Consider the following 20,726-nt stretch of genomic DNA (forward strand, 5'->3'; position numbering starts at 1 on the left):
GGCGTATCAGTCCTGGTGTTCGGTGCGCACCGCGGCCGAGTACTGCCGGCCGTTGTAAGCACCGCAGCTCGGGCAGGCCTGGTGGCCCTGCTTCGGCGAGCTGCACACCGGGCACGCCTGCACCGGGGTGGCGCTGGCTTTCCAGTTCGCTCGGCGCGAGCGGGTGTTGGAGCGCGACATCTTCCGCTTGGGGACAGCCACGTCAGTTCCTCTTCTCATCGTCGGGCGTGCTGGCCAATTGGCTCAACGCCGCCCATCTGGGGTCTAACACTTCATGGTGATGATTCGGGTCGTCGTTCAGGCGCGCTCCGCATTCGGAGCACAGACCCAGACAGTCTTCCCGGCACATCGGTTGCAGCGGCAGTGCGGGCACTACCGCGTCGCGCAGCATCGGTTCGAGATCGGCGAGGTCGCCATCGAGCTCGTAGATCTCTTCCTCGTCGTCCACTGGCGCCACCTCGTGGTGGTGCGCAGCACGGTCGGGGTAGGCGAACAGCTCCTGGAACGTGACATCGACGTCGTACGTCACGTCATCCAGGCACCGCACACACGCACCCACGGCCTCGGCCTGCACCGAGCCGGACACCAGCACCCCTTCCAGCACCGACTCGAGGCGCAGATCGAGCCGCATGGGCTCAGCTGCGGGCACCTCGATGACGGCGTTGCCCAGGGCATCCGGCGCCGGAACGCTCACCTGCTCGGTCACCATCTGACCGGGTCGTCGCGCGAGCTCCCGGGTGTCCAGCACCAGGGGGCGTTGCGGTTCGAAGGCCATCACATGTCCGAGAAGTAGAGCGATTTTCGGCGCGGTCGGACGGCGTTGAAGCCGACACAAACCGAAGATCAACTTTACCGGTGGGGGCGGGCAATCCCCAAACTCATCGCCCGAGGCGGTGCAGGAGGGGACGCAGCACGGGGCTCGGGACCATGGCGCTGACATCGGCCCCGTTGCTTGCGATCAGTCGGATCAAGGAGCTGGAGTAGTGCTGCATCGCCGGGTCACCGGGCAGGAACAGGGTCTCCACGCCGGCCATCTCGGCGTTCATCAGTGCCATCGGCCACTCGTACTCGAAGTCGGTAACCCCGCGTAGCCCCTTGAGCAGAATGCCCGCGTCGACGCTGCGGCAGACGTCGACGACCAGTTGCGGTTCGAACGCCTGCGCCCGCACGTTGGGCAGGTGCCCGGTCGACTCACTGATCAGCGCCACCCGCTCGTCGGGGGTGAAGGTGCCCTGCTTGGCCGGGTTGAACAGCACCGCGACGATCACCTCCTCGAAGATGGAGGCGGCACGGGTGATCACATCCAGGTGGCCCATCGTGATCGGGTCGTAGGACCCGGGGCACACGCAGCGGCGCGGATCTCCGGGCAGCAGATCGTTCACGAACCCGACCCTAGCGCCGCCGCACGGGCGAACCAGAGGGTTGTCTCGCCGTACTTGCGATCGTCCTGCCCGCTCAGCCCCGCCGGCCAGGTGGGTTCTGGGGATCGGCTGGACCGCTCCACCACGATGAGCGCGTCATCGGCCAGCCAGCCGTCGGTCAGGGCCTGCAGGACGCTGGCGAGCGCCGGCTCCCCCACCGCGTACGGCGGGTCGATCAGCACCAGGTCCGAGGCGTACGGCGCGCCACCGGCCAGTGCGCGTTCGACCGTGGCCGCGCGGACACTGACGTTCGTCAGGCCCAAGGCGGCGATGTTGGCCTTGATGACGGCCGCAGCCCGGCGGTCGGACTCGACCAGCAGCACCGGCGCCGCGCCACGGGAAGCAGCTTCCAGCCCGAGGGCGCCCGACCCGGCGTACAGATCGAGGGCCGCACCATCGAGGGCATCCAGGTGCTCGAGGCGACCGAACAGGGCTTCGCGGACCCGGTCGCTGGTGGGCCGGGTGCCGGCGCCAGCGGGGGTCTGCAGGCGTCGACCGCCCGCGGTGCCGGCGATGATGCGGGTCATCAGCCACGCTCCAGGAAGGCAGCGCGTTCCTCGTCGACCTGACCAGCGATGAGGGCGGCAAGCTGCGGGTGCTGTGCGAGGTCGGGGTCCTCGGCGATCAGCTGGGCGGCGTCGTCGCGGGCCAACTCGATCAACTCGACGTCCTTGCTGTTGGTCAGTCGCAGCAGTCGCAGGTGGGTCCCCCGGCCGGACTGGTCGGCGCCCAGGACGTCGCCCTCGCGGCGCAACTCCAGGTCGAGGTCGGCCAGGGCGAATCCGTCGGTGGTGTCGGCGACCTTGGCCAACCGGTCCAGCGTGGCCTCAGTATGGGAGTCGGTCACGAGCAGCGCCAGGCCGCCGCCGCTACCGCGCCCGACGCGGCCGCGCAGCTGGTGCAACTGGGAGATGCCGAAGCGGTCGGCGTCCAGGATCACCATCACGGTGGCGTTGGGTACGTCGACACCGACCTCGATGACCGTGGTGGAGACCAGCACGTCGATGTCGCCGGCGCTGAACGCGGCCATCACGGCGTCCTTGTCGGCAGCGCTCATCCGGCCGTGCATCATCTCGATCCGCAGTCCGGCCAGTGCGGGTTCCCGGCGCAGGGATGCGAGGGTCTCGACGACGCCACGGATCGGGCGCCCCGCCTCCTGGGGAGCGTCGGCGGCCAGCGCCCATTCGGGGCTTTCATCGTCGGTCGCCTGGTCCTCTTCACCGATCCGCGGGCACACGACGTACGCCTGGTGTCCGGCGGACACCTCCTCGGCGACCCGTTGCCAGGTGCGTTCCAGCCACCCCGGCTTGGCGGCGGGCACGAGGTGACTGGTGATCGGCGGACGGCCCGGCGGCAACTCGCGCAACTCACTGGTGTCCATATCGCCGAAGACCGTCATCGCGACGGTGCGCGGGATCGGGGTCGCGGTCATCACCAGGACGTGCGGCGGTGCGGCTCCCTTCATCCGCAACGCATCTCGCTGCTCCACCCCGAAGCGGTGTTGCTCGTCGACGACCACCAGTCCGAGGTCGGCGAATTCGACCTGGTCCTGGATGAGGGCGTGGGTGCCGACCACGATGCCGACCTCACCGGTCACGATGTCCAGCAGCGCCTTCTGCTTCTGGGCTTTGGTCATGCTGCCGGTCAACAGCGCCACCCGCGTCGCGTGCTCGGCACCGCCCAGCATCCCGCCCTGCGCAAGGTCGCCGAGCATCGCCTCGATGGACCGCACGTGCTGTTGGGCCAGGACTTCCGTGGGTGCCAACAGGGCGGCCTGCGCTCCGGCATCGACCATCGCCAGCATCGCCCGCAGCGCGACCAGCGTCTTGCCCGAGCCGACCTCGCCCTGCAGCAACCGGTGCATCGGGCGGTCGCGGGACAGCTCGGCCAGGATCGTGGCGGACACCTCGCGCTGACCGGTGGTGAGTTCGAACGGCAACCGCTGGTCGAAGCGCTCGAGCAGCCCGGCGGGCAGGGGACGTCGCGCCGTGGTTCGTAGGGCGTCGTACCGCGCGCGCCGCTGCGCCAACGCCACCTGCACGATCAGCGCCTCGTCGTAGCGCAGCCGCCGTCTGCCCCGCGCGGCGTGTGCATGATCGATCGGCAGATGCAGCGATTGGTACGCATCGAGTTGGCTCAGCAGATGGTGCCGGTCCAGCACCTCCTGGGGTACGGGATCCGGGATCCGCTGTGCCCGCAGGTCTTGCAGCACATGGCTGACAGCGCGGGTGATCCCGGCGTCGGTGACGTTGGGAACGTGCGAGTACACCGGCATGAGCGGTCCGGGGTAGAGATCGGGTGCGTCGAGGTCACCACGGGAGTACGACGGATGCGAGATCTGCAGGCCGCCCTGGTAACTGTCCAGCTTGCCGTAGAAGACCGCCGTGGTGCCCGGGGTCAGTGCCTGCTCGTGCCCGCGCGCGTTGAAAAACACCAGGCCGGCGCGCTGACCGTCAGCGTCCTCGATGACCGCTTGGTACATGCGCCGTTTCGGCTGACTGCGCATCCGCCGGGCGCCGCCACTGACCACGGTCGCGACCAGGACCACCTGCTCACCGACCTCGAACTCCGACAGCCGGCCCGCCTTGTTGATGTCCAGGTAGCGCCGCGGCAGGAAATCCAGGAGGTCCCTCACCGTGACCAGTTTTTCGCTCTTGGTCAGCTTGCCCGCGGACTTCCCGAGGACGTTGGCGAGTTTGGTGTCCCAACCGGTCACGGCGTCGACCTCACTCTGCGCCCACCGAGGCGGCGATCTCGGCACTGCCGCCGAGCAGGAGTTCGGTCTGCAGGTGCGGTGCGGATCGACGTACGTCGGCCAGCGCCTCCTGCAGCACCCGCCAGTCGGCGTCGGCGCCGCGGATGATCGTCACGATCTCGGTGTCGCGGTGACCAGCCGGCCCAGCGCGTCTCGCGTTGCGGCGGCCAGGTCTCCGTCTTCGGTGCGCACATCCACCACCTGGATGCCCGCGATCAACTCGGCACACTCCGCACCTGCCTCGGCGGGCGTGGTCCCCGGCGGGAAGTCGGACCAGGCCTGCAGCGCCAGCGCAGCAGTCACCGGACTGGCGGCGGGGACGACATGGCAGTCCGGGACCAGATCGCTCGCTGCCCGGGCAGCGGCCAGGCCGCCTGCGGTCGAGGCGACGACGACGCCACCGCCGAGCGCGCGCAGCGCATCGACCACCTCGCTGACCGACGGGTCGAGGCGCTGGTGTCGGACAACCTCAGCGCCGAGTGCAGCCGCAAACGTCGCCAGGTCGGGTGACTCGGTGACCAACACCAGACGCTGCCGGTCTGTCGTGTCAGCGGACTGATCGGCGAATCGGGTCACTTCTGGGTATCCGACGGTGCCAGCGCGCGCGGCGCGTTCGAGGGCGGCCGCGACCTCGTCGGTGTGCACATGCACCGAGCGCAACGAGTCGTCTCCCGCGATCACCACCGAGTCACCCAGCGCCACCAGGTCGGCTTGCAGGGCAGCGATGGAGTCGGCGGTGCTGTCCTCCAGGACCAGCATGACTTCGTAACCGGGACCGCCGTCGACCGGCAGGTCGCAGGCGCCCGCCACTGAGACGTTCGCGGCTGGGGCCCAGTTGTCACTCGGGGCGGCAAGACCTGCCCGGCCTTCGACGACGGCCACCAGCGCCGTGAGGAGCACCACGAAACCCGCCCCACCGGCATCGACGACTCCGGCGCGCTGCAGTGCGGGCAAGTCCTGTGGGGAATGCTCCAGGGCTGCTCGAGCCGCCTGCAGCGCTGCCGTGACGACGTCGGCCAGACAGCCGTCGGCTGCCTGCTGTGCGGCGCCCGCAGCGGCGTCGGCGACACTCAGGATCGTGCCCTCTTGCGGTTCGGCGACCGCACTGCGCGCATGCTCGGCTGCCAACCGCAATGCAGCAGAGACCTCCACGGGACCCCACGCCGCGTGATGTTCGGCGGCACCGGCTGCCACCCCTCGGGCGAGTTGACTGAGGATCACCCCGGAGTTGCCCCGCGCGGACAGGACCGCCGCGCGCGCGAACGCATCGGTGAGCTCGGCGATCCCCGCATCGGGCGACACCGCGAATCGCTCGGCCAACAGAGCTTGTTCGAATGTCAGTAACAGATTCGTGCCCGTATCGGCGTCCGGCACCGGGAAGACGTTGAGTGCGTCGATGGTGCTCGCGGCCGAGGCAAGACCGGCACGGGCGATCACTGCCCAACGACGCAGCGCAGTCGCATCAAGCGAACGCAACGGCTCTGCTCGCGCCATCGACTGCCCCTTCGCTGCCTCGTCAATCCCGTCCCGCACAATAGTGCGCGGCACCGACATCGTCGGGCTGCCCGGACTCGTTTTGGTCCTCCGGCATCGCCTCGGCTACCATTTCAGGGTTGCTCGCCACCATGTTGGTTGCGACTTCCGCGGGATCATCCCGCACACCGACCAAACTATTCGTAGGAGATAACTGTGGCTGCCACTTGCGACGTCTGCGGCAAGGGTCCGGGCTTCGGTCACTCCATCTCGCACTCGCACCGCCGCACCAAGCGCCGTTGGAACCCCAACATCCAGCGCATCCGCGCCCGTGTGGGTGAGAATGGCGCGACGCCGAAGCGACTGAACGTGTGCACCTCGTGCATCAAGGCGGGCAAGGTCACTCGCTGACCTCTTCCCGTACGACGAACGGCCGGCTCCCTCATGGGGCCGGCCGTTCTCGTTGGTCAGGCTAATCGCCGGGGTTCGTCACGTAGGTGTGGCCGGCGGGGCTGGTCCAGGTGCAGATGCCTTCGGGCGTCATGGTGACGTGCCAGCCGCCTTCGTGTTTGGCGCGGTGGTGGTGTCGGCATAGGCATTGCAGGTTGTGCGCGGCGGTGTCGCCGTCGGGGTAGCGGATGACGTGGTCGATGTCGGACAGGGTGGCGGGTCGGGTGCAGCCGGGGAACCGGCAGTGCTGGTCGCGGGTTTTGACGAATCGGGCCAGGCGGGCACCGGGACGGTACGACGGGTCCGCGGTTTCGACCACGGTGCCGGTGGTCGCGTCAGTCAACGCCCGGGTCAGCTTCACCCCCAACACTTGCGCCAACTCGATGATCACGGCGGCGGGGATGACCCCGACCCGGGGCAGCAACACATCCTCGATCCCACCAGCAACACCGATCCCACCAGCGGTGACTACTGGCTTCACTGCACTCGACTCGGCCCAGACCCCGTTGATCGGGACCTCATCGGGCGGTCCAGTATCTGGCGGGTCCTGACCGACCGACTGGCTGCGTGCGCGTGCTTCGGCGTTGAGGTCTGCGCGGTTGAGGTCTTCGAGTTCTTCGGCGATCAGGGCGCGTAGTTCCTGGTCGAGTTGATCCAACCCGTTGATCGGGGTCAGGCCGGGTTCGTGCCACTCGTAGTCCAGTGACGCTTCGTCGAACCCGTCGACCAGGTCATCCCAGTCCGGTTCCTCCAACGACAAGTTCTCTGACGGTGTGTCTGGTTCGGCGGTGGTGATGGGGATGGTGAACGTCAACTGGGTGTCTACCCCGACCCCGGACAGGACCAGGTCGGTCAGGGCATCGACCCGGCACTCCGGCAGGGTTTTGTTCGTGGTGGTGACCTGGTGCAGTTCCCGGGCCAGGTCATCGACCGCCGCCATCACCTTGGCGGCTTCCAGGGTGGGTAGGACCGCGGTCAGCTGGGATAGGCCGGGTTCGTGATGCGGGGACACCCACACCCCCACCTGTGAGCGGCGCCGTGCCTGGGCGGCCCGGTCAGCACCGACCGGGTCCAGCCGGGCCCGTAACCGGCGCGCTTTCGCCCGCAACCGCACCGCCGTCATCCCTTCGGGGTCGTCGGCCAGGATCGTGTCTTCGATCTGGCGGGCGACGTGGGCGGGGGCTTCGGTGCTGACCTGCGCGATGGCGCAGGCTTTACCCGGGTCCAAGGTCCCGGACCCGACCCGGTCCACCAACCGCGGACACCGCTGAACCGTGTCCAACGCTTCACCGAGGCGGGTGTTGCTGTGCCGATCCGACCAGCCCAACCGGGTCCCGGTTTCCAGAGCGAACCATTCATCCACGAACGAGCCCGGGTCGTGGCGGATCACCCGGTGAATCAGCAACGGATACGCACCCTGGATGGGGTTCGGGTCATCGCGGTGCTCGATCGCCGCCGCCTGCGTCAACCGGTGCGACTGGATCGCCCACGCACTGTTCTGCACGTGCTGTGCCGCGACAATGTCGCCCATCAAGTCCTCTTCGGACAACCCCGCATAATCACCCGAGACCCGGGCGTACGCGGCCTGCAACAACCCCGCCGCCGCCCGCAGAAGCTCCGCCACCGACGCGTCCGGGCCCACCGGTGACAAGGTCACCGGGGTGGGAGTTGTGGCGGTCAACGTCATACCCCGATTGTACTGATGTACGAACCCCGAAAACAGATATACACAACCCAAATCTTGTCGTCCCTGCGACGTGGCGACCGGCGTGACGTTGAACCGCTCGTCCCAAAATATGAGCAGTCCATCCATATTGCGAGACTAAGTGCTGGACTGGGTGACATGGCGACCTACACCCACGGCCACGCCGAGAGCGTGTTGCGCTCCCACCGCTCCCGCACTGCCGGAAACTCCGCGGGCTACCTGCTGCCCCGGCTGCACCAGGGCCAGTCGCTGCTCGACATCGGCTCCGGACCGGGCACCATCACCGCCGACCTCGCACGCATCGTCGCGCCCGGGCCGGTGACGGCGCTGGAGGCCAACGACGAAGCCATCGCCCTGACCAAGGCCGAATTGGACGGCCAAGGCGTCGACGCGACGTACGTTGTCGGTGACGTCCACGCCCTGGACCTGCCCAGCCGCACGTACGACGTGACCCACGCCCACCAGGTTCTGCAGCATCTGCCCGATCCGGTGGGTGCGCTACGCGAGATGGGTCGCGTCACCCGACCCGGTGGGGTGATCGCCGTACGGGACGCGGACTACGCGGCGTTCACCTGGTGGCCGCGCATCCCGGCCCTGGATGAGTGGCTGGATCTCTACCGCCGCATCGCCCGCCACAACGGCGCCGAACCCGATGCCGGCCGCCGCCTGCTGTCGTGGGCGCGGGCTGCCGATCTGCAGATCCTGCAGGTCACTTCGAGCAACTGGACGTACGCGACGCCCACCGACCGGCGGTGGTGGGGTGGCCTGTGGGCCGACCGCATCACCGGCTCGGCGATCGCGGATCAGGCGACGAGTCTCGGCTGGGCCAGCCAGAGTGACTTGGAACGGATCGCCGACGGCTGGCGCGAGTGGGCAGCCGACCCGGACGGATGGTTCATGGTGCCCAGCGGCGAACTGATCGCAGCCCCGTAACCTCCGCTACGCGTCTTCCTTCGTGCCCTACCTTCTGCGGCACTCCCGGGCGCCGCTGCACTACGGCCGCGTGCTCGCTACGCTCGCCCACAACCTCCGCTACGCGTCTTCCTTCGTGCCCTACCTTCTGGGGCACTCCCGGGCGCCGCTGCACTACGGCCGCGTGCTCGCTACGCTCGCCCACAACCTCCGCTACGCGTCTTCCTTCGTGCCCTCTTCAACCGGCACCAGGATCGGCCGGGTCACCGCCCACGCGATCATCAACAACCCGCAGACCAGGACGATCAGACCGGACCACAGATTGATGTTGAATCCACCGGTCTTGGATTTGTCCTCCGCGGTGTAGTTGAAAAGCCCCATCCCCGCCAGGACGACACCGTAGATCGTCAGCAGAGCGCCGATGATGTTGCGGACGTCGAACAGACCAGCAGATGTCTTCCGGCCGGTGGTTGCCGGGGCGTCGGTGTCGCTGTCACTCATGATCGCAAACCTCTCAGCGGAAGATGATGTTCAAAATGATGACCAGGACCAGGGAGATGCCGGCCATCTTGGTCGGCGACTGCCACCAGTGCGCCACGGATTGATCACCGAAGTCCTCCTTCGGCGTCAGGCTGTAGACCAGTCCACGCAACTCGGACTCCGGTTTGGGCTGGGTAAACATCGTGACCACGATGCTGACCAGGATGTCGACGACGAAGGCAGCACCGGCAGCCACGAAGCTCGCACCCTGACCGGAAAGGTTCAGCACTCCGGTCGAGAGCGGCCCGAGCGCATCCTTGGACAGAATCGCCACAATGATGGCCGCAGCCGTTCCGGAGACCAGACCAACCCAACCGGCGGTCGGAGTCATCCGTTTCCAGAACATACCGAGGATGAACGTCGCGAACAGCGGTGCGTTGAAGAAGCCGAACAACGTCTGCAGATAGTCCATGACGTTGCTGTAGTTTCGCGCGAACAGCGAGGTGAGGATGGCGATCGCCGTTGCCGCCACCGTCGCCCACCGGCCGACCTTCAGGTAGTAACCATCCGGCCGGTCCTTCTTGATGTAGGTCTGCCAGATGTCGTAGGACCACACCGTGTTGAAGGCCGAGATGTTCGCAGCCATACCCGCCATGAACGCCGCCAACATGCCCGCAATCGCCACTCCAAGAAGGCCGTTCGGCAGCAGGTCGCGCATCAAGTACAGCAGCGCGTCGTTGTAGGAACCGCCGGTATCCTTTCCCGCCTTCAGCCCGGAGAGCTCCGGCACGAGCACCCCGGCGATGATGCCCGGGATGATGATGATGAACGGGATGAACATCTTCGGGAACGACCCGATGACCGGGGCCATCCGTGCCGAGTTCATGTCCTTGCTGGCCATCGCCCGCTGGACCTCGACGAAGTTCGTCGTCCAGTAACCGAAGGACAACACGAAGCCCAGACCGAAGACGATGCCGATCACCGACCAGAAGGCACTGGTGAAGCCGGTAAGCGATTGCCCCGGCCACGAAGCGAGTTCGCCCTTCGTGCCCGCGGCCGCCATCTTGTCGGTCAGACCTGACCAGCCGCCAACCTTGTGCAGCGCGATCAACGTCAGCGGCAGCAGGGCCGCGACGATCACGAAGAACTGCAGCACCTCGTTGTAGATCGCCGCCGAAAGCCCACCGAGGGTGATGTAGGCCAGCACGATGGCCGCCGCGACGATCGTGGACACCGTCAGGTCCCACCCGAGCAGCGTGTGCACGATGGTCGCCAGCAGGAACAGGTTGACGCCGGCGATCAGCACCTGTGCGACAGCGAAACTGATCGCGTTGACCAGGTGCGCGGTCGAACCGAACCGGCGGTGCATGAACTCCGGCACACTGCGCACGCCGGAGCCGTAATAGAACGGCATCATCACCACGGCGAGGAACAGCATCGCCGGGACCGCGCCGATCCAGTAGTAGTGCATCGTCGGCATGCCGATCTGCGCACCGTTCGCCGACATACCCATGATCTCGACGGCACCGAGGTTGGCGGAGATGAACGCCAGACCGGTGATCCAGGCGGGCAGCGAACGGCCCGACAGGAAGAAGTCGATGGAACTGGAGACCTGCCTTCGAGCCATCAGACCGATGCCCAGGACGAACACGAAATACAGCGCGATCAGCAGGTAGTCGATGAACCCTGCATCCAGTTGCAGTGAAGACGATGCATCCGCTATCACGCTCAGCCCCTTTGCATTGCAGCTCAATCCAACATTCAGAAACTACTCCTGTTGGACCGTGAAGTGTTCCCAGCCACCGCCCTGCGTGTCACGACCGTCCACGGCAACCCCGGTCCCGTCGGCCACCGCACCGATCACCCGCCACCCGGTCGGCTCGTCGCCTGGAGCGAACGTAGCCAACAGGACGTGCTCCTCTCCCCCGCGCAGCACGCAGTCGGTGCCGCGGTCACCAACCGCGCCCAGCGCTGCGATATCGGGCGCCAACGCAGCGGTGTGTACGTCGATCCGCACCCCACTGGCCTGTGCGATCCGTCCCGCGTCGAGCAGCAGACCGTCGCTCACGTCCAGCATCGCGCTCGCCCCCGCCTCGAGCGCGCGCCGCCCATCGCCGTACGCCGGGTGCGGGCTTTGTTGGTAACCCACCAGTTCCGGGCCGTCAGCAGCCCGATCCTCCTGCAGCAGTAGCAATCCCGCCGCCGCTCGACCCAACGGTCCGGACACGGCCAGTACGTCACCCGGACGCGCCCCACAGCGCAGCACCGGTCGGGCGCCGTCGGGAAGTTCGCCAAGGGCCGTCGCACTGATGACACACACACCGGGTCCGGCCGAGGACAAGTCGCCACCGACGATCACCGCACCGGCACGTGCGGCTTCGCGGCCCAGCCCCACCGCAAGCTCCCGGACCCACGCCAACGGTGTCGCGGGATCAGCGACGAGCGTGACCACCAATGCGGTGGTGGTCCCGCCCATGGCTTCGATGTCAGCGGCGTTCTGCGCCACGCACTTTCGTCCGACGTGGTCCGGCGCGGACCAGTCGTCCCGCCAATCGCGGCCGAGCACCATGGCGTCCGTCGTCACCAGGGCCGCGCCCGAGCGCACCCGCAACCAGGCCGTGTCGTCGCCCGGACCGACCAGGACATCAGTCGACCGAGCACCACCGAGGGCGAGGCCGGCGTTGATCACCGACAAGATCTGGGCCTCGCTGTGACCCCTCAGAACAGCCTCATCTAGGGCCATGTGTCCTCTCCCGATGTACGACGCCGGCGGCAGCAAGAACCACTGGGCAGAGTAGCGTTCAGCCTATGCAGGCCTACATCCTGATCCAGACCGATGTGGGGAAGGCGACCTCGGTGACCGCGGCGCTTCGTGCCCTGCCCGGCGTGCTGACAGCCGAGGAAGTCATCGGGCCCTACGACCTCATAGCCAAGGTCGAGGCGGCCTCGGTCGAAATGCTCGGCGCCGAGGTCATCACGCAGATCCAGCAGGTGCCGGGGATCACCCGGACGCTGACGTGCAGCGTCGTGCGCTGATCCGACGCCTGGCTCCTGCGCTGGCCGCGTCGGTGCTGCTGGCCGGATGCGGTTCGGACACACCCAGCGCGAGCCCGGCGGACAACGCCGCAGATCCGTTGTGTGCCTCCGTGTCCGCCCACTGGCCGACCACGGTCGGTGGTAAGGACCGGGTGCGCATCGACGTCAGCGGCGATCAGTCCTCGGCCGATGTCGCAAAAACGGTTGCGGCGTGGGGTGATCCGGCGATCATCGCGCGGTGCGGAGTCGCCGCGCCCGGTCCATCGACCGATTGCATCGAGGCGGACAACATCGACTGGGTGATGAGTTCACTGTCCGACGGCAAACGCTTCGTCACCTACGGTCGGGTGCCGGCGATCGAGGTGCTGGTGCCCTCGTCGTACTCCCCCGAACCGCTGGTGCTGTCCGCCTTCGACGAGGCGGCAGCGCAGGTCCCGCAGAACTCGCACCGCTGCAGCTGAACGGGCTCAGCGCAAACCGGTGTTGCGCTGTGCCGCCAACTCGATCAGTTCGGTGATCAGCGCCGTGTAGTCGATGCCGGACTCCTGCCAGACCCGCGGGTACATCGAGGTGGGCGTGAAGCCGGGAAGGGTGTTGATCTCGTTCAGATAGAGATCACCGTGCGGGGTGAAGAACCAGTCGACGCGGGCCAGACCTTCGCAACCCGCCGCGTCGAACGCCTTGACCGACAACTCCCGCAACTGTTGCGTGATGCCCGCAGGCAGGTCCGCCGGACAGATCAGCCGGGCATCGTCGCCGAGGTACTTGGCCTCGAAGTCGTAGAACTCGTGCTGGCCACCGACGACCTCGATCTCACCGATCTGCGAAGCCCGAGCCGGGTCCGCGCCGTGCCCCTCCAGTACGCCGCACTCCACCTCCCGGCCGACGATCCCTTGCTCCACAAGCACTTTCGGGTCATGCTGGCGAGCTATCTCGATCGCGGCACGCAGGTCCTGCGGCGCATCCACCTTGACCACACCCTGGCTGGAGCCGGCTCGGGCCGGTTTGACGAAGACCGGGTAGTCCAGGGCCGATACGGCGTCCAGACTCGCCTCCGGGTCCCGGCGCCACTCCTTGTCGGTGATCACGACGTAGGGCCCCACCGGAAGGCCGGCGGCGGCGAAAACCACCTTCATCAATGCCTTGTCCATCATCACCGCGGAGGCGGCAACGCCGGAACCGACGTAGCGCACATCGATGAGTTCCAACATCCCCTGCACGGTGCCGTCCTCGCCAAACGGCCCGTGCAACAACGGGAACACCACGTCCACGCGGGCCAGTTCAGCCGGCAGTCCGCCGGCGTCGCGGACGACCACTTCCGCGCGCGCGTCACCGTCCGGGGCAATCGGCAGCAGCACCTGCTCGCGACCGTCCACTTGCGGAACCTGCGATGTTGTCAGCACCAGCGGCGCCGGATCATCAGCCATCCGCACCCACTGCCCCTGCGGCGTTATGCCGATGGGTACGACGTCGTACCGGTCCCGGTCGATGGCCCGCAGCACACTGGCCGCGGTCGAGCAGGACACCGCGTGCTCCGAGGACCGGCCGCCGAAAATGATCGCTACGGTGCGCTTTGCATTCATCGCGCCGAGCGTAACCGGTGCAGCGTCTGGGATCCTGGCGGCATGCCACAGCATCCCGACGATCTACGACCCGAAACCGTTCTCGTTGCTGGTGGACGGCCGGACAAGGTTCCGGGGGCTCCGCTCAGCCCGCCGGTCACCTTCACCTCGACCTACGTCGCGGGCGCTGATCCGAACTACGCCCGCGGGGGAAACCCGACGTGGACCGCGTTCGAGGACGTCCTCGGCCGCCTCGAGGCAGGCCGTGCCCTGGCGTTCAGCAGCGGGATGGGCGCCATCGCAGCGGCCATGGCACTCTGCCCGCCCGGCGGCACCATCGTGGCCGGTCGGCACGTCTACAACGCCACCGGCGGGCTGTTGGAGGAACTGGCGGCCGAAGGTCGCAGCAAGGTCGTGCGGGTGCCGATCGATGACACGCAAGCCGTGCTTGACGCCCTCCCCGGCGCGGACCTGCTGTGGTTGGAGTCCCCCAGCAACCCGATGATGGAGATCGCCGACCTGCCGGCATTGTGTGCCGCCGCGCGCACCGCGAACGTCGTGACCGTCTGCGACAACACGTTCATGACCCCGATCCTTCAACAACCCTTGGCGATGGGCGCCGACGTGGTCGTCCACTCGGTGACCAAGTTCCTCGCCGGGCATTCTGACGTGGTGATGGGCGCTGTGGTCACCGCCAACCCGGACCTGCACGCGAAACTCCTGACCCGGCGTACGTTGCACGGCGCGATCCCGGGGCCGATGGAGACCTGGTTGGCGCTACGCGGGATGCGGACCATGGCCGTGCGGATGAAACGCAGCGCGCACAGCGCGGCGATCCTGGCGCAGCGGTTGGGCGAGCACCCTGCGGTCAGCCGGGTGCGCTACCCGGGCGTCGGCGCGATGCTGTCGATCGAACTCACCGGAGGGCTGCCGGCGGCGTTGGCCCTCGAGAACGGGGTCAGCGTGTGGACCAACGCCACGAGCCTGGGCGGCGTCGAGTCCCTGCTGGAGCGTCGTCGTCGGCACCCGCTGGAGGTCGACACCGTCCCGGAGGACCTGGTGCGACTGGCGGTCGGCATCGAGCACGTCGAGGACCTGTGGGCCGACCTGGTGCAGGCGCTGTGAGCCTGCTCAGATCTCGTGCTTGCGGGTGCGACTCATGAACGCGCCCAGCACTTCTCGCGGATCACGGTCCTCGTAGAGCACCGAGACGATGTTCTCGACGATCGGTGCGTCCACGTCCGCCTCGCGCGCCAACTGCAGAATCGACCGACACGATTTGACGCCTTCGACGGTGGAATGACTGGTCGCCAGGACGTCCTGCACCGACCGACCGCGGCCCAGCTCGAAACCGAAGCTGCGGTTGCGCGAGAGCGGGCTGGTGCACGTCGCAACCAGGTCACCGACTCCGGCGAGCCCGAGGAACGTCTGCGAATCGGCACCCAATGCCACTCCGAGCCGGACGGTTTCGGCCAGGCCGCGGGTCAGCAGGCTGGCGACCGTGTTCTCGCCCATGCCCATCCCCGCCGCCATGCCCACCGCGATACCGATGACGTTCTTGGTGGCCCCAGCGATCTCGATTCCGATGACGTCCGCACCCAGATAGGGGCGGAAGTACGGTGCGGCGCAGGCCTCCGCGACCCGCGCCCGGGCCCGCGGGCTGGTCGAGGCGACCACAGCGGCCGCCGGTTGCCGGGCGGCGATCTCCTTGGCGAGGTTGGGTCCGGAGATGACCACCAGGCGGGCGTCCTCGACACCGGCAACCTGGCCGATCACCTGGGACATCCGCAAACCCGTGTCCTGCTCGATGCCCTTCATCAGGGAAACCAGCAGTGCGCCCTCCTCGAGGAACGGCAGCCAGGCGGCAAGCGCGGTTCGCACTTCCTGCGCCGGGATCGCCACGACGACGATCTCCGCACCCGCCAGCGCCTCCTGGGCGTCGTTGGTCGCATCAACCAGGTCCGGCAGCACCAGGTCCGGCAGATACGCGCTGTTGCGGCGAGTCGCCGCGATCTCTTCGGCAACTTCGAAGCGCCGGCACCACAACGAGACTTGCGTCCCCGCGTCCGCCATGATCGCGGCGAAGGCGGTGCCCCAACTTCCACTGCCCATTACGGCGGCCTTGGTCATCGGTGTCCTTCCACGGGGTGGATGCTACGGCGTCGGCCCGTGCATGACACCATCATGCCTGTGCGAGCGCAGCTCCTCTCAACCTGGCAACTTGTCGTGCCCGTGAAGTCCCGGCACGCCGCCAAATCACGCCTGGTGCCGCCGCGCGGGATCTCACGCAGCGATTTGGCGCTCGCCTTCGCCCTCGACACCCTGAGCGCGATCACCGATGTCATCTCTGCGGACCACCTGATCGTCGTAACCTCCGACGATCAGATCTGCGCGCAGTTGCGGACCCGTGAAGTACACGTCGTCGACGATCCGGGCCGCGGGCTCAATCCCGCCATCGAAGCCGGCATCGGGGCAGCGCTCGATCGCAACCCCACCGCACCGATCGGGATCCTGCTCGGTGACCTTCCGGCGCTGACCCCTGGCGACTTGCGCTCAGCGCTGGCGGCGTGCGCGGCCACCGAAGCAGCCGTCGTACCCGACTGGTCCGGTCAGGGGACGGTCCTGCTCACCCACCAGGAGGCCAGCCGCCTGGCGCCGCGCTTCGGACATGGTTCTGCGTTGCGGCACGGGCAGACCGCACGACGGCTCGATCTTGAACTACCCCGGTTGCGTATGGATGTCGATGATCTGGACTCGCTGCGACAGGTGGTGGCGCTCGGGCTGGGCCGCCACACCGCGGCCCTCCTGCAGGACACCGACCTCGAAACGGAGCAGCTGGCCTGATGCAAGCAACGGTGCACGAGTACGACGACCGCAACGGCCACGGATCGGTCCTGACCGATAACGGTCGGCTGCTGCCCTTCAGCGCGGAAGTGTTCCAGGCATCGTCGCTGCGCCTACTGCGGGTAGGTCAGCGCCTCAACATCGAGGTCGGGCCCGACGGCGTCAGCCGGCTGTGGCTGGGCGGCGTCGGCCCCGGGCAGACCATCCGTTGAGTCCGGAAGCACGCAACGGCCCAGATACCTGAGGTATCCGGGCCGTTGCGTGGTGGTGAGCGATCAGCGCTTGGCGGTGGTCTTCTTCGCCGTGGTCTTCTTCGCGGGCGTGGCCTTCTTGGCCGCGGTGGCCTTCTTGGCCGCAGTCGTCTTGGCCGGCGTGGCCTTCTTGGCTGCTGTGGTCTTCTTGGCCGCAGTCGTCTTGGCCGGCGTGGCCTTCTTGGCCGCGGTGGTCTTCTTGGCCGCAGTCGTCTTGGCCGGCGTGGCCTTCTTCGCTGCGGTGGTCTTCTTGGCCGCAGTCGTCTTGGCCGGCGTCGCCTTCTTCGCCGCGGTGGTCTTCTTCGCAGCCGTCTTGGCCGGGGCAGCGGCGGTGGTGCTCTGCCGACCGCTGGCGTTGCCGGTCTTGGGCAGCTTGCGGGGGTCCGCGACAACGGTCTTGAACGAGGTGCCCGGCTTGAACTTCGGCACGGTCGTCTTGCGGATCCGAACCGCCTGACCGGTCTTCGGGTTACGACCGGTACGAGCGGCCCGAGCGGCCTTCTCGAAGGTGCCGAATCCGGTGATCCCGACCTTCGTACCCTTTGCGACCTCTCGCACGATGACGTCGAAAACGGCTTCGACGGCGTCGCTGGCAGCCTTCTTGCTGCCGAGGCGCGATTCCAGCGCGTCGACGAGTTCAGCCTTGTTCACGATGATGCCCCTTTAATTCTGTGGATGCGGCACCTCGCCGATCCGGTGACAACTTCGCCAGGCCGAGGTCGGCTCTGACACCCCGACGGTATTCCGGAAAATGGCACGACTGCAACCCGACGCGCCAGGAATCTGACTGTCGCACAACATCTTTGGCGGGCTACTCCCGCTCCGGCGGACTATCTCCAAAGCGGTCCACCGGCAACTCATCGTGTCCTGTGAATCGCCGCTTTTAAGTCGAATCTCTTTTCAGCACAAGCACATTCGGGGCCCGCTCGAATCAGGAGACCGGTTCGACCGCCGGCTTCCAGGACGGTCGAGAGGCTTCGAACGAGGAGATTTCGTCCTCGTGCCGCAGGGTGAGGCTGATGTCGTCCAAACCCTCCAAAAGGCGCCACCGGATGTAGTCATCGACCTCGAAAGCGAAGACATACTCACCTGCGGTCACGGTGCGTTCGCGCAGATCGACCGTCACCTGCAGACCCGGTTCGTTGTCGAGCAGCTTCCACAGCAACTCGATGTCTTCCTGGCGCATCTGCCCGGTGAGCAGTCCGGCCTTGCCGGAGTTGCCCCGGAAGATGTCGGCGAAGCGGGAGGACAACACGACCCGGAAGCCGTAGTCCATCAACGCCCACACCGCGTGCTCCCGGGAGGAGCCGGTGCCGAAGTCGGGACCGGCAACCAGCACCGAACCGTCCCGGAAGGCAGGCTGGTTCAGCACGAACTGGTCATCGCCCCGCCAGGCCGCGAACAGGCCGTCCTCGAAACCGGTCCGGGTCACCCGCTTGAGGTAGACCGCCGGGATGATCTGGTCGGTGTCGACGTTGCTGCGTCGCAGCGGAACTCCGACACCGGTGTGCGTGGTGAAAGCTTCCATGTCGATCTCCTATCTCAGCGGGCGCCGGCCGGGACCGGACGAACCGGATCCGGTTGGTCGGCAGTCAGATCCGATGGCGCCGACAGACGTCCGCGGATCGCCGTCGCGGCCGCAACCAACGGGCTGACCAGGTGGGTGCGACCACCCTTGCCCTGACGGCCCTCGAAGTTGCGGTTCGAGGTGGAGGCGCTGCGCTCACCCGGGGTCAACTGATCGGGGTTCATCCCCAGACACATCGAGCACCCCGCCAGTCGCCACTCGGCGCCGGCTTCCTTGAACACTTCATCGAGACCCTCGGCCTCGGCTTGCAACCGGACCCGGGCCGAGCCGGGGACCACCAGCATCCGCACGCCGTCGGCGACCTTGTGGCCCTTGATCACCTCGGCGGCCGCACGCAGGTCTTCGATGCGGCCGTTGGTGCACGAGCCGAGGAAGACGGTGTCGACGGCGATGTCCCGCAACGGAGTCCCGGGCGTCAGGCCCATGTACTCGATGGCCCGCTCGGCCGCCGTACGTGCGTTCTCGTCGCCGAACTCGTCCGGGTACGGGACGGACTCGCCCAACGGCAGGCCCTGGCCGGGGTTGGTGCCCCAGGTGACGAACGGCGTCAGGTCGTCGGCAACCAGGTCGACCTCGGTGTCGAACACCGCGTCGTCATCGGTGGCCAGATCGCGCCACGCAGCGACCGCGGCGTCCCAATCAGCACCGCTCGGTGCGTACTGGCGACCCTTGAGGTATTCGAAGGTGGTGTCGTCCGGCGCGATCATTCCGGCGCGGGCACCTGCCTCGATCGACATGTTGCAGATGGTCATCCGCGCTTCCATCGACAGGTCCCGGATCGCCGAGCCGCGGTACTCCAGGACGTAGCCCTGACCGCCTCCGGTGCCGATCTTGGCGATCACGGCCAGGATGATGTCCTTGGCGGTGACCCCGTCGGGCAGCGTGCCCTCGACGTTGATCGCCATGGTGCGGAACGGCTTGAGCGGGAGCGTCTGGGTGGCCAGGACGTGCTCGACCTCGCTGGTGCCGATCCCGAAGGCCAACGCACCGAAGGCGCCGTGGGTGGAGGTGTGGCTGTCGCCGCAGACGATCGTCATACCCGGCTGGGTCAGTCCCAACTGGGGGCCGATGATGTGCACGATGCCCTGCTCCTTGTCCCCCATCGGGAACAGTCGGACCCCGAACTCCTCGCAGTTCGTGCGCAGGGTTTGCACCTGGGTCAGGCTCACCGGGTCGACGATCGGACCGGGCGTCGTCGGGACGTTGTGGTCCTCGGTCGCCACCGTCAGGTCCAGGCGACGAACGCCGCGTCCGGCCAGGCGCAGCCCGTCGAAGGCCTGCGGGCTGGTGACCTCGTGCAGGAGATGTAGGTCGATGTAGAGCAGGTCCGGCTCACCCTCTGCGCGTCGTACGACGTGCTCGTCCCAGACCTTCTCCGCCAGGGTGCGTCCCATAATTTCTCTCCCGTCGGGAATACTGTTGTGACGAGGTTCTCTCGCACATTCCGCCGATGAAGTTGCGTCTCGCCCAATGAGACGGCAATATCAAGGCATGGACAATTCTAGCGGCGTCGGCGTTCTGGACAAGGCCGCCATCGTGCTCTCTGCTCTTGAGGCCGGGCCATCAACGTTGGCCCAGCTGGTTGCGCACACCGGCTTGGCGCGCCCGACCGCCCATCGACTGGCGGTCGCACTGGAGCACCACCGCCTCGTGGCCCGCGATCTGCAGGGTCGGTTTGTCCTGGGACCGCGACTGGGCGAACTCGCCTCCGCCGCGGGCGAGGACCGGCTGCTGGCCGCTGCTGGTCCGGTGCTCGGCGCGTTGCGGGATCACACCAACGAAAGCGCCCAGCTCTTCCGCCGTCAGGGCGACCAACGCATCTGCGTGGCCGCCGCCGACCGGCCGATGGGTCTGCGCGACTCGATCCCGGTCGGTGCGACCCTGTCGATGCAGGCGGGGTCCGCTGCGCAGGTGCTGCTCGCTTGGGAGGAGCCGGACCGGTTGCACCGCGGCCTGCACGGCGCCAAATTCACCGCGACCATGCTGTCCGGGGTGCGCCGCCGCGGTTGGGCGCAGAGCGTCGGCGAGCGGGAGGCCGGCGTTGCGTCGGTCTCAGCGCCGGTGCGCTCCCCCAGTGGCCGCGTGATTGCCGCCGTCTCGATCTCCGGTCCGATCGAGCGCGTCTCACGCCAGCCCGGCCGACTGCACGCCGCGACCGTCGTCGCTGGTGCCAACAAGCTGACCGAGGTCCTCGCCCGCTCGGCGAACGCGAGCATCCAGACCCGGCGCAGCGAGTCGGCTTGAGCGAC

Annotated in this window: 24 protein-coding genes; 8 read left to right on the forward strand and 16 right to left on the reverse strand. The window is 67.4% G+C overall.

The window, feature by feature from the left end; genetic code table 11:
* Positions 1-6 precede the first annotated feature (6 nt).
* From rpmF to DR843_RS10230, 7 genes are all read right to left on the reverse strand, one after another.
* On the reverse strand, positions 7-201 hold the full coding sequence (gene rpmF, locus DR843_RS10205; protein WP_109685540.1) for a 50S ribosomal protein L32: 195 nt from the start codon (positions 199-201) through the stop codon (positions 7-9).
* A gap of 1 nt (position 202) precedes the next feature.
* On the reverse strand, positions 203-775 hold the full coding sequence (locus tag DR843_RS10210; protein ID WP_245934081.1) for a YceD family protein: 573 nt from the start codon (positions 773-775) through the stop codon (positions 203-205).
* Between the two features lie 103 nt (positions 776-878).
* Positions 879-1,382, reverse strand: coding sequence for a pantetheine-phosphate adenylyltransferase (gene coaD / locus DR843_RS10215; protein WP_281268825.1), 504 nt, complete (start codon positions 1,380-1,382; stop codon positions 879-881).
* Positions 1,379-1,948, reverse strand: coding sequence for a 16S rRNA (guanine(966)-N(2))-methyltransferase RsmD (rsmD, locus tag DR843_RS10220; protein ID WP_109685542.1), 570 nt, complete (start codon positions 1,946-1,948; stop codon positions 1,379-1,381). Before rsmD ends, coaD begins: the two co-directional genes overlap by 4 nt.
* A complete protein-coding gene (recG, locus tag DR843_RS10225; RefSeq protein WP_109685544.1) occupies positions 1,948-4,137 on the reverse strand; it encodes an ATP-dependent DNA helicase RecG in 2,190 nt (729 codons plus the stop codon). The genes rsmD and recG overlap by 1 nt, the downstream gene beginning before the upstream one ends.
* Positions 4,138-4,147: 10 nt before the next feature.
* Positions 4,148-4,291: a hypothetical protein gene (locus tag DR843_RS20090; protein ID WP_170119827.1), complete on the reverse strand. Its 144-nt coding sequence runs from the start codon at positions 4,289-4,291 to the stop codon at positions 4,148-4,150.
* Complete coding sequence (locus DR843_RS10230; RefSeq protein WP_170119828.1) at positions 4,288-5,724, reverse strand: DAK2 domain-containing protein; 1,437 nt, start codon at positions 5,722-5,724, stop codon at positions 4,288-4,290. Before DR843_RS10230 ends, DR843_RS20090 begins: the two co-directional genes overlap by 4 nt.
* 141 nt (positions 5,725-5,865) lie before the next feature.
* Between DR843_RS10230 and rpmB the strand changes: the two genes are divergently transcribed.
* Positions 5,866-6,060, forward strand: coding sequence for a 50S ribosomal protein L28 (rpmB, locus tag DR843_RS10235; protein WP_109685549.1), 195 nt, complete (start codon positions 5,866-5,868; stop codon positions 6,058-6,060).
* A 61-nt stretch (positions 6,061-6,121) separates the two neighbouring features.
* Here rpmB and DR843_RS10240 read toward each other — a convergent pair whose 3' ends face one another.
* Positions 6,122-7,786: an HNH endonuclease signature motif containing protein gene (locus tag DR843_RS10240; RefSeq protein ID WP_170119829.1), complete on the reverse strand. Its 1,665-nt coding sequence runs from the start codon at positions 7,784-7,786 to the stop codon at positions 6,122-6,124.
* Between the two features lie 156 nt (positions 7,787-7,942).
* Here DR843_RS10240 and DR843_RS10245 point away from each other — a divergent pair, with 156 nt between their 5' ends.
* Positions 7,943-8,737, forward strand: coding sequence for a class I SAM-dependent methyltransferase (locus tag DR843_RS10245; RefSeq protein ID WP_109685553.1), 795 nt, complete (start codon positions 7,943-7,945; stop codon positions 8,735-8,737).
* 192 nt (positions 8,738-8,929) lie between these two features.
* Here DR843_RS10245 and DR843_RS10250 read toward each other — a convergent pair whose 3' ends face one another.
* From DR843_RS10250 to thiL, 3 genes are read right to left on the reverse strand one after another with little or no spacing between them, the layout of a single operon-like run.
* Positions 8,930-9,217 (reverse strand): hypothetical protein, encoded by a 288-nt coding sequence (locus DR843_RS10250; RefSeq protein WP_109685555.1) that lies wholly within the window; start codon positions 9,215-9,217, stop codon positions 8,930-8,932.
* A gap of 13 nt (positions 9,218-9,230) precedes the next feature.
* Complete coding sequence (locus DR843_RS10255) at positions 9,231-10,922, reverse strand: sodium:solute symporter family protein (protein ID WP_245934082.1); 1,692 nt, start codon at positions 10,920-10,922, stop codon at positions 9,231-9,233.
* 42 nt (positions 10,923-10,964) lie between these two features.
* Complete coding sequence (thiL, locus tag DR843_RS10260; RefSeq protein ID WP_109685559.1) at positions 10,965-11,939, reverse strand: thiamine-phosphate kinase; 975 nt, start codon at positions 11,937-11,939, stop codon at positions 10,965-10,967.
* Between the two features lie 65 nt (positions 11,940-12,004).
* Between thiL and DR843_RS10265 the strand changes: the two genes are divergently transcribed.
* Positions 12,005-12,232, forward strand: coding sequence for an Lrp/AsnC family transcriptional regulator (locus DR843_RS10265; protein ID WP_109685561.1), 228 nt, complete (start codon positions 12,005-12,007; stop codon positions 12,230-12,232).
* Positions 12,214-12,693 carry a DUF3515 family protein gene (locus DR843_RS10270; protein ID WP_245934083.1) on the forward strand — a complete coding sequence of 160 codons (480 nt, stop codon included), beginning with the start codon at positions 12,214-12,216 and terminating at the stop codon, positions 12,691-12,693. Before DR843_RS10265 ends, DR843_RS10270 begins: the two co-directional genes overlap by 19 nt.
* Before the next feature lie 6 nt (positions 12,694-12,699).
* Here the strand turns inward: DR843_RS10270 and DR843_RS10275 are convergent, their stop codons facing one another.
* Positions 12,700-13,815, reverse strand: coding sequence for a D-alanine--D-alanine ligase family protein (locus tag DR843_RS10275; RefSeq protein ID WP_109685563.1), 1,116 nt, complete (start codon positions 13,813-13,815; stop codon positions 12,700-12,702).
* Positions 13,816-13,857: 42 nt separating this feature from the next.
* On the opposite strand from DR843_RS10275, the gene DR843_RS10280 reads away from it, so the two are divergent.
* A complete protein-coding gene (locus DR843_RS10280) occupies positions 13,858-14,919 on the forward strand; it encodes a trans-sulfuration enzyme family protein (RefSeq protein WP_109685565.1) in 1,062 nt (353 codons plus the stop codon).
* Positions 14,920-14,925: 6 nt separating this feature from the next.
* On the opposite strand, the gene DR843_RS10285 is transcribed toward DR843_RS10280, so the two are convergent.
* The gene (locus DR843_RS10285) at positions 14,926-15,924 is read right to left on the reverse strand and encodes an NAD(P)H-dependent glycerol-3-phosphate dehydrogenase (RefSeq protein WP_109685567.1); all 999 of its coding nucleotides are present in this window, start codon (positions 15,922-15,924) and stop codon (positions 14,926-14,928) included.
* A gap of 60 nt (positions 15,925-15,984) precedes the next feature.
* Between DR843_RS10285 and cofC the strand changes: the two genes are divergently transcribed.
* Together cofC and DR843_RS10295 are read left to right on the forward strand one after the other, a co-directional pair.
* Positions 15,985-16,638 carry a 2-phospho-L-lactate guanylyltransferase gene (gene cofC / locus DR843_RS10290; RefSeq protein WP_170119831.1) on the forward strand — a complete coding sequence of 218 codons (654 nt, stop codon included), beginning with the start codon at positions 15,985-15,987 and terminating at the stop codon, positions 16,636-16,638.
* On the forward strand, positions 16,638-16,850 hold the full coding sequence (locus tag DR843_RS10295; protein WP_109685571.1) for a hypothetical protein: 213 nt from the start codon (positions 16,638-16,640) through the stop codon (positions 16,848-16,850). Before cofC ends, DR843_RS10295 begins: the two co-directional genes overlap by 1 nt.
* 63 nt (positions 16,851-16,913) lie before the next feature.
* Here the strand turns inward: DR843_RS10295 and DR843_RS10300 are convergent, their stop codons facing one another.
* The 3 genes from DR843_RS10300 to leuC all read right to left on the reverse strand — a co-directional run bounded on the left by DR843_RS10300 (position 16,914) and on the right by leuC (position 19,871).
* Positions 16,914-17,540 (reverse strand): HU family DNA-binding protein, encoded by a 627-nt coding sequence (locus tag DR843_RS10300; protein WP_109685574.1) that lies wholly within the window; start codon positions 17,538-17,540, stop codon positions 16,914-16,916.
* A gap of 280 nt (positions 17,541-17,820) precedes the next feature.
* Complete coding sequence (gene leuD / locus DR843_RS10305) at positions 17,821-18,417, reverse strand: 3-isopropylmalate dehydratase small subunit (RefSeq protein ID WP_109685576.1); 597 nt, start codon at positions 18,415-18,417, stop codon at positions 17,821-17,823.
* Between the two features lie 14 nt (positions 18,418-18,431).
* The gene (gene leuC / locus DR843_RS10310) at positions 18,432-19,871 is read right to left on the reverse strand and encodes a 3-isopropylmalate dehydratase large subunit (protein WP_109685577.1); all 1,440 of its coding nucleotides are present in this window, start codon (positions 19,869-19,871) and stop codon (positions 18,432-18,434) included.
* Between the two features lie 97 nt (positions 19,872-19,968).
* On the opposite strand from leuC, the gene DR843_RS10315 reads away from it, so the two are divergent.
* Complete coding sequence (locus tag DR843_RS10315) at positions 19,969-20,721, forward strand: IclR family transcriptional regulator (protein ID WP_109685580.1); 753 nt, start codon at positions 19,969-19,971, stop codon at positions 20,719-20,721.
* The last annotated feature ends 5 nt before the right edge of the window (positions 20,722-20,726 follow it).

Source organism: Branchiibius hedensis, from assembly GCF_900108585.1.
Classification (GTDB): domain Bacteria; phylum Actinomycetota; class Actinomycetes; order Actinomycetales; family Dermatophilaceae; genus Branchiibius; species Branchiibius hedensis.